10 protein-coding genes are annotated in these 13,486 nt (G+C 45.0%); 5 read left to right on the top strand and 5 right to left on the bottom strand.

Annotated features, from left to right (window positions below):
• Positions 1–406 precede the first annotated feature (406 nt).
• The 3 genes from pdxA to A8C56_RS22105 all read right to left on the bottom strand — a co-directional run bounded on the left by pdxA (position 407) and on the right by A8C56_RS22105 (position 6,430).
• Complete coding sequence (gene pdxA, locus A8C56_RS22090; RefSeq protein WP_067760759.1) at positions 407–1,492, bottom strand: 4-hydroxythreonine-4-phosphate dehydrogenase PdxA; 1,086 nt, start codon at positions 1,490–1,492, stop codon at positions 407–409.
• 361 nt (positions 1,493–1,853) lie between these two features.
• Positions 1,854–4,712, bottom strand: coding sequence for a carbamoyl-phosphate synthase large subunit (gene carB / locus A8C56_RS22100; RefSeq protein WP_067760763.1), 2,859 nt, complete (start codon positions 4,710–4,712; stop codon positions 1,854–1,856).
• Between the two features lie 131 nt (positions 4,713–4,843).
• Positions 4,844–6,430 (bottom strand): S8 family serine peptidase, encoded by a 1,587-nt coding sequence (locus A8C56_RS22105; RefSeq protein ID WP_084490347.1) that lies wholly within the window; start codon positions 6,428–6,430, stop codon positions 4,844–4,846.
• 60 nt (positions 6,431–6,490) lie between these two features.
• Between A8C56_RS22105 and A8C56_RS22110 the strand changes: the two genes are divergently transcribed.
• Positions 6,491–8,365, top strand: coding sequence for a peptidoglycan DD-metalloendopeptidase family protein (locus A8C56_RS22110; protein WP_067760765.1), 1,875 nt, complete (start codon positions 6,491–6,493; stop codon positions 8,363–8,365).
• A 22-nt stretch (positions 8,366–8,387) separates the two neighbouring features.
• On the top strand, positions 8,388–8,858 hold the full coding sequence (gene bcp / locus A8C56_RS22115; RefSeq protein ID WP_067760767.1) for a thioredoxin-dependent thiol peroxidase: 471 nt from the start codon (positions 8,388–8,390) through the stop codon (positions 8,856–8,858).
• Between the two features lie 10 nt (positions 8,859–8,868).
• Here the strand turns inward: bcp and A8C56_RS22120 are convergent, their stop codons facing one another.
• Entirely contained in the window at positions 8,869–9,468 is a 600-nt protein-coding gene (locus tag A8C56_RS22120; protein WP_067760768.1) for a Uma2 family endonuclease, read from the bottom strand.
• Between the two features lie 65 nt (positions 9,469–9,533).
• Here A8C56_RS22120 and A8C56_RS22125 point away from each other — a divergent pair, with 65 nt between their 5' ends.
• Positions 9,534–9,887 carry an eCIS core domain-containing protein gene (locus A8C56_RS22125; protein WP_067762434.1) on the top strand — a complete coding sequence of 118 codons (354 nt, stop codon included), beginning with the start codon at positions 9,534–9,536 and terminating at the stop codon, positions 9,885–9,887.
• A 49-nt stretch (positions 9,888–9,936) separates the two neighbouring features.
• Here A8C56_RS22125 and A8C56_RS22130 read toward each other — a convergent pair whose 3' ends face one another.
• A complete protein-coding gene (locus A8C56_RS22130) occupies positions 9,937–10,707 on the bottom strand; it encodes a biotin--[acetyl-CoA-carboxylase] ligase (protein WP_067760770.1) in 771 nt (256 codons plus the stop codon).
• Between the two features lie 94 nt (positions 10,708–10,801).
• Between A8C56_RS22130 and rsfS the strand changes: the two genes are divergently transcribed.
• Both rsfS and ftsH read left to right on the top strand, forming a co-directional pair.
• Positions 10,802–11,206: a ribosome silencing factor gene (gene rsfS / locus A8C56_RS22135; RefSeq protein ID WP_067760772.1), complete on the top strand. Its 405-nt coding sequence runs from the start codon at positions 10,802–10,804 to the stop codon at positions 11,204–11,206.
• 73 nt (positions 11,207–11,279) lie between these two features.
• Positions 11,280–13,382: an ATP-dependent zinc metalloprotease FtsH gene (ftsH, locus tag A8C56_RS22140; protein WP_067760774.1), complete on the top strand. Its 2,103-nt coding sequence runs from the start codon at positions 11,280–11,282 to the stop codon at positions 13,380–13,382.
• Positions 13,383–13,486: the final 104 nt, after the last annotated feature.

The raw sequence follows: 13,486 nt of genomic DNA on the forward strand, positions 1-13,486 counted from the left end.
AAAGAAAACCCAAACGGAACAAAGCCTGTACAGGAACGTGAGTAACAGGCAGGTTTGTTTGTATGTTTTAAAAGCGATCGCCCCGGTGATTGCTTTTTTTAATATATATTATTGGTTATTATCTGATAATTACAGGAATAAAGACGCCTGAAAGGGCTTTATCTCTTTTTTTGCTGGCTCCGTCTTAAAATTCAGGCAGTTCATCGAATAAATCTTAATATGATTTTTAAGGGCGCTAATTTTACAGCGGTTTAGAGGGCTTAAGAGTGGGCTACCGGATCTTTCTAGGTCATAGTATGCCCCTCTTATTTTTTTATACATAACTGATATTGAAATGATTACTTGCATAGAATAAAAAATCCTGCTGTAAAAACCAGCAGGATCACTTTCTTCAGACTCCCAGGAATTATTCTTCTATTTTTTCATCTTCCAGTCTGGAAACAACATCCGGCGCTACCTTTCTCATAGGATTCTGGCGCTGCTCACTATATTCTTTCCGTTGGCTGATAATGTCTGCACAAGAGTAAACGGCCTGTAAAAAAGAACCGGCATCTGCCTGATCTTTTCCTGCAATGTCAAATGCCACGCCATGATCCGGGGAAGTACGAACAATGTCCAGCCCTGCTGTATAGTTCACTCCCTCACCCTGGGCCAGTGATTTAAAGGGAATCAGCCCCTGGTCGTGATACATTGCCAGCACCGCATCAAATTTTGAATACTGGCCACGTGCAAAAAAGGCATCTGCGCTATAAGGTCCAAAAGCAAGGATTCCATTGTTTTTAGCCTGCCTGATTGCCGGCCCGATGATCGTTTGCTCTTCATTGCCTACAAGCCCTTCATCCCCCGCATGCGGGTTCAGCCCCAATACGGCTATGCGGGGTTTGCTGATGCCAAAATCCTTTTGCAGGCTGCTGTTTATGATCGCCAGCTTGCTTAAAATGGCTTCGCTGGTGATGTGCCGGGCAACTTCGCTTATGGGCACATGCTCGGTAACCAATGCAACGCGCATGTTATCCGCACAGAGCATCATTACAACATCCCTGGCCTGAAAGCTATCCCTTAAAAAAGGTGTATGGCCGGTGTAGGAAAAGCGCTCGCATTGAACATTTGCTTTATGAATGGGAGCCGTAACCAGCCCTTCTATCTTTTTTTCCTTTAAGGCCCCCACTGCTGCCTGAAGGGAGGACACTGCATACCGGCCTCCGGTTTCATTTAAGGTTCCGGGGGTAATATTTACTTCTTCGTCCCAGCAATTAAAGATAGTTACCTGTTTGGGGTTGATCTTATCCAGCTCTTTGGTATGGTAAAAGCTGAAATTACTTTCGTGAACGGTTTTACGGTAAAAGTTTACTACTTTATTGCTGGCAAAGACCACAGGTGTGCAAATATCCAGTAATCGCTGATCAGAAAAAGCCTTGATGATCAGTTCAATACCAATGCCATTAATATCCCCGCTGCTAATGCCAATAACGGGTTTTTGTTTATGTGTCATAGAATTTATGCTGATAAATTAAGGTGTGAAATTACGATAAAATTACGGGACAAAGGCACCGGCAGCCAAAGGACGGGTAAAAGCGGTTTTATAAAGACCAACAACGACAGATTTCCATAAGGGCCGGTATAAAAACAAAAAGAACCACAGCATTGGATTGCGAGCATTTTTGAATTATCCAGGAAAATGGCTGTTTTAGATGGATCCAAGATTATCCAGATCATCAAGGTCTTATACCTGCCTGCTTTTCTTTTTGCCTCAATAAGGTTGTTTTATGAATAGCCCCGTTTTAGATGCTGAAATAAATTCAGCACGATAAAAAGGGCTTTTAGGCCACCCCCACAAATGGCATATGTTGATACTACTTACTCAGGAACATGCTTCTGTCTTTATACAACTGGCGGAAGTAAGGATCCTTCAGGTCCCTGACAAAGCGAATGGCCTCGCCGGTGCTTTTCATTTCAGGTCCCAGTTCCTTATTCACTCCCGGGAACTTGTTGAAGCTGAACACCGGTTCTTTTATGGCATAACCATTCAGTTTTTTCTCTATTTTGAAATCGGTTAACTTATTGGCACCGATCATTACCTTAGTGGCAATGTTCAGGTAAGGGATCTGGTAGGCTTTTGCAATGAAAGGGGTGGTACGTGATGCACGAGGATTGGCCTCAATTACATAAACCGTTCCGTCCTTAATCGCAAACTGGATGTTGATCAGCCCGCGGATATTTAAAGCCTTTGCAATTTTTTCAGCATAATGCTCCATGGTAGTTACTTCCAGAGGTGAAAGGTTGAAAGCGGGCAATACCGCGTTACTGTCCCCACTGTGAATACCGGCCGGCTCAATATGCTCCATTACGCCCATTACGTGAAAGTTTTCCCCGTCATAAATGGCATCTACTTCTGCTTCCTGGCAACGGTCCAGGAAATGGTCAATCAGTATCTTATTACCGGGAATATGCTTTAATAAACTTACCACTGCCCTTTCTACCTCATCATCATTCAGCACAATACGCATACGCTGGCCACCCAGAACATAGGAAGGGCGCACCAGTACCGGGTAACCCACCCGGTTGGCGATCTGAACGGCTTCATCAACCGTCCATGCAGAGCCATATTCAGGATAAGGAATTTTCAGCTCTTTCAGCATATCGCTGAAACGGCCGCGATCTTCCGCAATATCCATATTATCAAAGCTGGTGCCCATGATTCTTACGCCCATGTCTGCGATCTTTTCTGCCAGCTTCAACGCTGTTTGTCCGCCCAGTTGTACAATAACGCCCTCCGGCTTTTCATATTCGATCAGTTCCCGCACGTGCTCCCAGAATACCGGTTCAAAGTAGAGCTTATCCGCCATATCAAAGTCGGTGCTGACGGTTTCGGGGTTACAGTTCATCATAATGGCTTCATAACCTGCCTCTTTAATGGCCAGTAAGCCGTGCACGCAGCAGTAGTCAAATTCAATGCCCTGGCCGATCCGGTTGGGACCGCTGCCCAGCACAATGATTTTCTTTTTGTCAGTAACCTTTGATTCATTATGCACCAGGTTCCCGTTATCATATTGTATGGTAGCAGGCGCATCAAAGGTGGAATAGAAATAAGGTGTTTTTGCCTCAAACTCTGCGCTGCAGGTGTCCACCATTTTATAGACACGGTGAATGCCCAGTTCCTTTCTTTTTGCATATACGGCATCTTCCGTATTACCGTGGCCCATGATCTCGGCGATCTGGGCATCGCTGAAGCCATTGACTTTTGCGTCCCGCAGTAATTCCGCCGGAAGTGTATCTAAATTGTACTCGGCAATTTGTTTTTCCAGCACACAAAGCTTTTGTATTTCTGACAGGAACCAGCGATCGATTCCGTTGGTGGCTTTTGAAATAGTACCTACGGAAATGCCCGCCATCAATGCATCTTTAATGCGGAAGATCCGATCCCATTTGGGTGTTTTTATATATTCCAGCAGCTCTTCTGCGCGCATCAGGCTTTTTCCGTAATATCCCAGCCCGATTGCATTGTTCTCAAGGCTCTGGCAGGCTTTCTGAATGGCTTCATTAAAGCTGCGGCCAATGGCCATTACCTCACCAACACTTTTCATCTGTAAGCCCAATGTGTCGTTAGCACCTTTAAATTTGTCAAAGTTCCAGCGGGGGATCTTTACGATCACATAATCCAGTGCAGGCTCAAAATAGGCGGAAGTAGTTTGGGTGATCTGGTTTTCCAGCTCATCCAGGTTGTAGCCAATGGCCAGTTTAGCGGCTATTTTTGCAATAGGATAACCCGTAGCCTTTGAAGCCAGGGCTGAAGAACGGCTCACACGGGGATTGATCTCAATGGCGATGATCTCCTCGGTTTCGGGGTTCATGGCAAACTGTACGTTACAACCGCCTGCAAAATTTCCCAGGTCGCGCATCATACGGATAGCCGTGTTGCGCATCAGTTGCATTCCGGTATCGCTGAGCGTCATGGAAGGTGCTACAGTAATAGAATCACCTGTGTGAACCCCCATCGGGTCAAAGTTTTCAACTGTACAGATGATACAAACATTATTGGCAGAATCTCTCAGTAGCTCCAGCTCAAATTCCTTCCAGCCCAGTACTGCTTTTTCTACCAGCACTTCATGTATTGGGGAGGCCTGCAAACCTCGGTTCAGTGCTTCATCCAGTTCATCTTTGTCATGCACAAAGCCGCCACCGGTTCCTCCCAGGGTAAAAGAAGGACGGATCACCAGCGGAAACCCGATCTCCTGCGCAAATTCTTTTCCTTCAAGGAAAGAGTTGGCTGTTTTGGCGGTGGCTACCTGCACACCCAACGCTATCATCCATTGCCGGAACAGTTCCCGGTCTTCTGCTTTATCAATGGCCTTGATATCCACACCAATCAGCCGTACATTGTATTGTTTCCAGATGCCCAGTTCCTCCGCTTCCTTACAAAGATTAAGCGCTGTTTGCCCGCCCATGGTAGGCAATACGGCATCAATCTCGTTTTCCTGCAAGATCTGCTCAATACTTTCTGTGGTCAGCGGCAATAAATACACGCGGTCGGCCATCATGGGGTCGGTCATAATAGTGGCCGGGTTACTGTTGATCAGGATCACTTTTATTCCTTCTTCACGCAGGCTTCGGGCCGCCTGGGTACCGGAATAATCAAATTCACAAGCCTGGCCGATTACAATGGGACCAGAACCAATAATTAACACAGATTTGATGGAAGGATCTTTAGGCATTCTATTGTTTTCTTTAAAAAAAATAAATTGCGCAAAGGTAGCTTTTTATAGCAGAAAATTCCTGATTAATTTCAGTGAATTTTGAACACCCGGAAAAGTTTTTATAACGAACGGTAGTAAAAAAATACGGGTCATTTGGATAACTCCATTGCCATCTTTACAGCCCCGGCCGCATTTACGATCTTTCCGGAATTGCACAGTTCCGGGAGCATTACTTTTTCATTAGTTCCGGGTTTTATAACGGGCACATCAATCGCTGTTCCCGATTTTTTAAGTATGGATACAATTTCAGGTGCCTTCAATGATGGGAAATAGGAGCGTAACAGGGCCGCAATGCCTGCTACCATGGGGCTTGCCAGGCTGGTGCCGCTGGCCCTTTGTGTGTGGGTGCCTGTAATAGCACAGTTAATCTCCACCCCGGGGGCAAATACATCTACAGTTCTTTTACCATAATTGCTGAAAGAGGCAATAATGCCACCTACACTGGTATCCCCGCTGGCCCCTACCTGTATAAGATTGGGCAATGGCGTGCCATCAATGGCTGATGAGCTTGGGTAATTGTCAGCTGCATCATTGTCGGAGGCATCATTTCCTGCTGCATGCACCAGCACCACATCTTTTGACAGGGCATATTGAATGGCATCATCCACCCATTGTTTATCCGGCGATATATATTTCCCAAAGCTCATATTGATCACTTTGGCGCCATGATCTACTGCGTATCTTATAGATAGCGCTACATCCTTATCAAATTCATCTTTTCCCAGGATGCCCCGGATCATCATGATCTTTACATTATCAGCAATGCCATCGATGCCGATGCCGTTATTGCGCAAAGCGCCAATAATGCTGCTTACACTGGTGCCATGATAACCGCTTACACCTGTAAGATTGCTATTACCGTATTTTGTTTTGGTAATATCATAATCATCATCTTTCAGCAGCTCACCGCGCTCATCTTTGGGAGCCGTGGTCAGCTTGATCAGATTATCTTCCTGCTCTTTTTTAAAATCGCTGAATTCTTTTAAGAAGCTGGTGTTATTGATCTCCCTGCCTGCAAAGATCCCTTTCCACATATTGATCAGTTGTTGATTAGCAGTGGTTACAGGAAGGCTGTCCAGGTCTTTTGCGGTAAACTCCTCTTTCTTTAGCATTTCTTTCAGGATATTGTTCGACCGGTTGGCGATGTCCCAGTTTGTCCTGAGGTTGTCAATGATTTTAGAGGCGCTATCATAGGAATCGATCAGCTTTTGATGCGCACGCTTCCATTCCCGGTAGTGCCATTGCTGGTCTTTGGGAATCTGCGCACTGTTCTTTCCTTCAAATTGTGTTTTAAAGCGATGATAGGTTCTCCAGTCATCACTGATACTCACAGAAAGATTGCTGCCATCCGGCGCGCCCAGGTAGTTCCAGCCATAATAGTCATCTTTTAAGCCATTGCCATCATCGTCCTTCCCGTTGCCGGGAATTTCTCCGGGATTGTGCCATAAAGGAATGTCCGGGTGCAGGGTATCAATACCGCTATCGATCACCGCAACAATAACAGGCTCACTTTTTCTGCCTTTCAAAAGTGCATAGGCCTGGTTCAGGCTGATGCCATAATAACCATCTTCCTTATAATCCAGATAATGCCAGTTTTTCCTTGGTTTCAGGGATTGGGCCTGTACCAGGTTCATTACCAGAATGCATATACCTATCCCCGCCAGATATTTTTTCATGATCTTGTGAAATAAGACCATGAAAATAGTTCTTATTTGTGATTTACTATATTTGGCCCGATGGCAAAGTATTTATTTTTATCCGTATTCCTGCTCCTGGGTGGGGTTGTAGATGGCCAGTTGTATAAAAAACCAGATTATGAGCAGGACTATTTCCGGTGGCCGACTTTATTAAAACCGGACATTGTGGCCAATATGGGAGAGCTCAGGCCCAATCACTGGCATATGGGTTTGGATGTGCGTACCAACCAGGTGGTGAACCAGCGGGTGGTTGCAACTGCAGACGGTTATATTGCTTTTGTGGGAATTGAACCGCTGAGCTGGGGCCGGTGGATCATCATTGATCACCCGAATGGCTGGTCCACCTTGTACGGGCATTTAAATGATTTCCGGCCGGATCTTGAAAAATATGTAAAAGAGCACCAGTACAGGAATGAATCCTGGGAAACGCATTTGACCATCCCTCCTGGAAAGTTTCCTGTTAAAAAAGGAGATTTTATTGCTTTTAGCGGAACCACTGGCGGATCTCAGGGCCCGCATGTGCACTGGGAGATTATTGATACCCGGTCCGGCAAGCGCCTGAACCCGGACCTGTTTGGGACGCCGCTTACGGATCATACTGCACCTACCATTACAAAACTGGTCCTGTACAACCGGACCAACAGCACGTATGATCAGTATCCGTCAATTTATTCGGTAAACGGATCCGGTACTGCCTGTACCGTTCATGGCGGCAGCATCAGTACTGCTTTGAACAACCTGAGTTTTGCCATCCAGGCCTATGATACCTGGGGCCGGCCCGGCAGCAGGATCGGCATCTACAGCGCCCGTGTATTTTTTGATGATAAGGAGATCAGCAGCTTTTATATTGATAGCATCAGCTACAACGATACCCGGTATATGAACGCCCAGGTAGATTATAAAATGAAAGCGACCGGTGGCGCCTGGGTGCAGCATACCTCCAAATTACCCGGCGACAGGGGGGGCGTGTATTATGACCTGGGCTGGAACAACAATACCATCCGTTTAAAAGATACGGCAGCACATGCTATACGCATTCTGGTAAGCGATACGCGGGGCAATACCGCTACCCTTTCATTCCGTTTAAAAAATAATGGCGCCGCACCTCCTGCTGCAAAACAGTATGACTGGTTGCCGAACCGGCTGAACCGAATTTTTAAAGAAGATTTTGAAGCATATATACCGATGTTTGCCTTATATGATAAAATGAATCCCGGCTATTCAAAATACCCGTCTTCCGGAGGAAGCAGCATTTCGGCAAAACATAGGCTGGGAGCATCCTATATACCTGTTCAGAGTGATTTTGAAATTCGCATAAAACCGGAAACAACAATTGCACCCGAAGACCGCGACAGGATTATTATAAAAAGAACGGCCGGAAGTGCCACTACTATAAAAAAAGCTGTATGGTATGGGAACTGGATCACCGCACCCTTCAGGGATTTCGGAACCTATGAGGCATTTATTGATAAAACGCCACCAACAATAAATGATCCCGCTAACTTAAACCGTGCCTCCGGAATCGCATTCACTCCGCATGACAATTCCGGCATAGCCGGTTTCCGTGCAGAAGTAGACGGTAAATGGATCCGGTTTACAAATGACAAGGGAAAGACTTATCTTTACTCCTTTGATGAAAAAGTGCCGGCTGGCGAACATACGCTTAAGGTAACCGTTACAGATGTTGCGGGTAATAAAACGATAAAGAGCTGGAGCTTCAGGAGAGGAGCACCCTTTACGGAAAAAGAACCGGTGCAGCAGAAAAGTGGCGGAGCAAAGCGTAGTTTAAAGACAACCGGTAAACAAAGCAACCATAAAACAAGTACTTCTAAATCAAAAAACGGATCCAGGCATTCTGCCGGCAAAAAAGCTCCTGCAAAATCAGCCCACACAGGCAGCAAAAAGAAAAAGTAGGATGGATGAAACTCTTTAAACTATGGCAACTCATTTGAAAGAAGGAGATAAAGCTCCTGTATTTAGCGGTGTTGATCAGGATGGCAATAAAATAGCGCTGAAAGACTTTAAAGGTCAAAAAGTAGTACTCTATTTTTACCCGGAAGACGGAACGCCTACCTGCACCATCCAGGCCTGTAACCTGCGTGACCATTATGCCTTATTAAAAAAAGAAGGTCTGGTGGTCATTGGCGTCAGCCCGGATGAAGTGGCAAAACATAAAAAATTCGAACAAAAATTTTCACTACCCTTTCCGTTGATCGCAGATCCCAAACACACCATCATTGACAAATACGGAGTATGGGGGGAGAAGAAGCTGTTTGGCCATAAATACATGGGGCTGCACCGCACCACCTTTGTTATTGATGAAAATGGCGTGATCAAAAAGATTTTCCTGAAGCCCAAAAGCGCCAAACATGCAGAGGAAATTATAAAAAGCCTGAATGAGGTATGATAAAAGGTATTCAGCTAAAGAGCTTTGTACCTTCATAAATTTCTTTTAACGGGATGGCTTCATTGATTGCGTTAATCAACAGGAGCGCTTCCGGTGTTTTATACTCCTCCAGTTCCCAATGCCCGGTAGCATTAATGCTAAAGGCTTCAATGTTTACGCTTTCCGAGTCTATGAGCAAATATTCCTTCAATGAAGGAATATCCCGGTAAAGCTTGAACTTGCCGCCGCGGTCATAGTTCCTGGTAGAAGGTGATAAAATTTCAATGAGTATTGCCGGTTCAATAATGGTATCCTCATCTTCAGGAGAAGGGATAAGGTCGTTACAGATAATGGAAATATCGGGATAAGTGAACAATGTGTTTTGAGGAATATGGATGCGCATATCACTGCCAAAAGGCTGACAGGGTTTGCCCCGAAGCCGCATAAATAAATGCCCCATCATATTTTTGAAAATAATGTTATGCCGGGTACCCGCTCCGGACATTGCAAAAATTTCCCCACGGTAATATTCATGCTTTTGCAAAGAAGCTTTTTCCATTTCCAGGTACTCTGCTACTGAATAGAATGCCTTTTGATAAAGCGGCGCGGGTTCGTTTACAATGTCTTCCATTTTTGCAATTTACAACTTTTCTTAAAGATGGCTTTTTATGTATTTTTGAGATGTGTGCCCTGCGTATGAACTATTTCCGCATAAAAGAGAACTCATTCCTTGCCCGGCTGGCCGCGGGTAAACTGAAATCAAAAACGGTAGCGATGGTCATTGGCCGTACGGTTCATTTATACGGAGCTACGAAAGCAGAATTCCTGGCCAATAAAAGCTGGATGCGGCATGAGCTGAAGCATGTGGAGCAATACCAGCAGTACGGAGTACTGAAGTTTTTATACAAATACCTGGTACAGACTGCAAAATACGGCTATTATAACTGCCCGATAGAAAAAGAGGCCCGGGCGGCAGAAAATGATCCATTTATTCTGGCCAGGTTTCAATTGCAAGACCGCCGGAAACGTTTGAAAAGCACTGATCTGTAAAAGATCATTCTTTAATTTTTGACTATTTTTCAATTGATACAGACCGGCATTATGGAACCAGCCAGCTCAGCGCCCCGTGCTCATAAAACGGTGCAGGCGCTCCTTCGAGCTGCAGTTTCCCATCCCGGGTCACACCAAGCACTTTTGCCTCAAAGACCATATCACCGTCAGCAAATTTGACTACCTCGCCTTTGCGAAACAGGAACCGGTTGTATTGTTCCAGGTTGTCAGCAGCATACTGGTCACAACCGGCATCTGGTTTTGCCAGCCCATGCAGGATGCTTTCAGCCAGCCCGGCAGCTAACTCTACGCAGTTATAAGACAAATCAGTAATCTGGTGCAATGAAACAGCCTTGTTCAGGTCGCCGGAAAAATGCGCCTGGTTAATATTCAGCCCTATTCCAATCACCGCCCATTTCCAGTTTTGTCCGCTCAGGATGTTTTCAATGAGGATTCCTCCTGCCTTTCTGTCTTGAAAATACAGATCGTTCGGCCATTTGATCCACCAGTTTCCCGGAGCTTTTTCATGCAGAAATTCCCGGGTTTTTACCGCTACCAATGCGCTTAGAGCAAACAAATCGGACAAAACCAGCGGTTTAGGTTCAATGATAAGGCTTAAATGAATGTTCTGCCCCGGTTCTGTTACCCATTTTTTGCCTCTTTGCCCCTTACCTGCCAGCTGTTCATGGGCAAAAATAGCCAGCCCGTGATATGCCAAACCTTCACGTATCTGCCCAAGGGCATAGTTATTGGTGCTATCAACCTGTGAAAGTTCAATTATAGCAGGAATTTGGCGATTATCTCCCTTATTTTGAATCAATATTCGCTATTTTTGAGCAAAGTAAAATAAGTTTACGGATTCGGCGTTTTTTAAAAACGCTATTCCTTTTAAATTAAAATATAAATTACTCTATTTGGAACCATTAGCATCGCTAACAAAACGTAAAATTTCAGGTGCAGCCCGGCTTACAAGAAATTCAAAGATCTTTAAGACCATTATTTCCGCCATTCATGAAAAAAAAGGTGAAAATATCATTTCCTTAGATCTCCGGCAGATACCAGAAGCCGTATCCGATTTTTTCATTATATGTGAAGCCTCTAACTCCCCGCAGATAAAATCAATTGCAGATAATGTTGAGTACCGGGTAAAACAGGAAACCGGCGAAAATGTATACCAGCGGGAAGGAATGCAAACCCTTCAATGGGTGCTGATGGATTTTGTGAATGTTGTAGTCCATATCCTATTACCAGAACAACGCAAATTCTATAATCTTGAAGAAATGTGGAGCGATGCTACCGCAAAAGAGCACAAAGAATAATATTTACAATTATATATAGATTAACAATAAACCTTTAAGCAGATTTTGCTTTATAGTATCATAATCAGAAAATATGCCTCAAAATAATTATAACAAGCAGGAAAAGCCGCGGAACAACCCGTTCTCTCCAAGAACAGGCAACGGAGGCGGCAATGAACCCAAAAAAGTGAAGTTTGGAAGCTATTGGGCATTTATCATCATACTGGCCATTATGCTGGGGCTGCAGTTCCTGAACCCTTTTGGTTCCAGCACTGCATCAACTACTTTTACTGACTTTAAGAGAATGGTGGAAAATGGTGATGTTCAGAAATATGTAGTCATTAATAACCGGAACATTGTTCGCGTATGGCTGAACAGGGACAGTATTCAGAAATACCCTGACCTGGCCAAGAACCTGCCTCCAAAATCGACCCTGGTAACCTCCAATGAACCACAATTGTATTTTAAAGTGACCAGCGGAGATAATTTCCAGGAGCAAATGTCGGACTTTTTCAAAGCGCACCCCGGTTTAAAACAGCCTTCCGCTGATGTGGATGAGGACAGTGATTTCCTGGGAAGATCCTTAAGCATTGTGCTGCCCATTCTGTTGTTCTTTGGTGCATGGCTGTTGCTGATGCGTAAAATGAGCGGCGGTGCCGGTGGTGGTGCAGGGCCCGGTGGTATCTTTAATATTGGTAAGTCAAAAGCAACTTTATTTGATAAAGGAACCCGCGTAAACATCACATTTGCAGATGTAGCAGGGCTTGATGAAGCAAAGGTGGAGGTAATGGAGATCGTTGATTTTCTTAGAAACCCTAAAAAATACACCAGCCTCGGCGGTAAAATTCCGAAAGGGGCATTGCTGGTTGGCCCTCCGGGAACCGGTAAAACCCTTTTGGCAAAGGCTATGGCAGGTGAAGCGCAGGTACCCTTTTTTAGCCTGAGCGGCTCTGATTTTGTGGAGATGTTTGTAGGTGTGGGAGCCAGCCGTGTAAGGGATTTGTTTAAACAGGCCCGTGAAAAAGCACCCTGTATCATCTTTATTGATGAAATTGATGCTATTGGCCGTGCCCGTGGTAAAAATGCCATGATGAGCAATGATGAGCGTGAAAGCACCCTGAACCAGATGCTGGTGGAAATGGACGGTTTTGGAACGGATACCGGAATTATTGTACTGGCAGCTACCAACCGTCCGGATGTGCTGGATTCAGCACTGTTGCGCCCGGGCCGGTTCGACCGGCAGATCTCTATAGATAAACCGGATCTGTCTGGCCGTGAAGCTATCTTTAAAGTTCATTTAAAAGATATTAAGACTTCAGAGTCGCTGGATATTCATAAACTGGCGGAGCAAACACCCGGTTTTGCCGGTGCTGATATTGCCAATGTTTGTAATGAGGCTGCATTGATAGCAGCCCGCAAAAATAAGAACGGGGTGGATATGCAGGATTTCCAGGATGCCGTTGACCGTGTGATAGGTGGGCTGGAAAAGAAAAACAAGATCATTTCCCCGGAAGAAAAGAAAATCATTGCTTACCACGAAGCCGGCCACGCTATTTGCGGGTGGTTTCTGGAGCATGCGTATCCGTTGCTGAAGGTAACAATTGTTCCAAGAGGTACCGCCGCATTGGGTTATGCACAGTACACTCCCAAAGAGCAGTACCTGTATAATACCGATCAGTTGTCGGATCAGATATGCATGACGCTGGGAGGCCGTGCCAGTGAAGAGATCTTCTTTGGAAAAATATCAACCGGTGCCCAAAATGACTTGCAACAGGTAACACGTACCGCTTACTCTATGGTAACTATTTATGGTATGAATGATAAAGTAGGGAACGTAAGCTTCTATGATCCGCACCAGGAAAATTCCTTTACCAAACCTTATAGCGAGGAAACATCCAAGCTCATTGACGAGGAAGTGCGGAGTCTTATTGAAAATTCCTATAAGCGTACACTGGAACTGTTAACAGAAAAAAAAGAGCAGGTGGCAAAGCTGGCAGAAGCGCTGCTGCAACGTGAGGTGCTGTTCCAGGCCGATGTGGAGGCCCTGATAGGGAAACGGCCTTACGAGGAAAAGAAACTGTTACAACCGGATCCTGCAACACCCACCGGAGAGATCTCTGCAGGAGTGCCGCCTTACGACAGTGATGTTACCAACCAATCTTTACCGGCATCACAACAGGAAACGGAAAGTCTTTAAAAAAGAAGTAAATTTTTTTATAAAGAGATACGTATTTTACGTATCTCTTTTTTTATCCGGTAAAATAGTAAATACCAAACTTTCGTAAACGTTCCCTAATATCT

The sequence above is a fragment of the Niabella ginsenosidivorans genome, assembly GCF_001654455.1.
GTDB lineage: Bacteria > Bacteroidota > Bacteroidia > Chitinophagales > Chitinophagaceae > Niabella > Niabella ginsenosidivorans.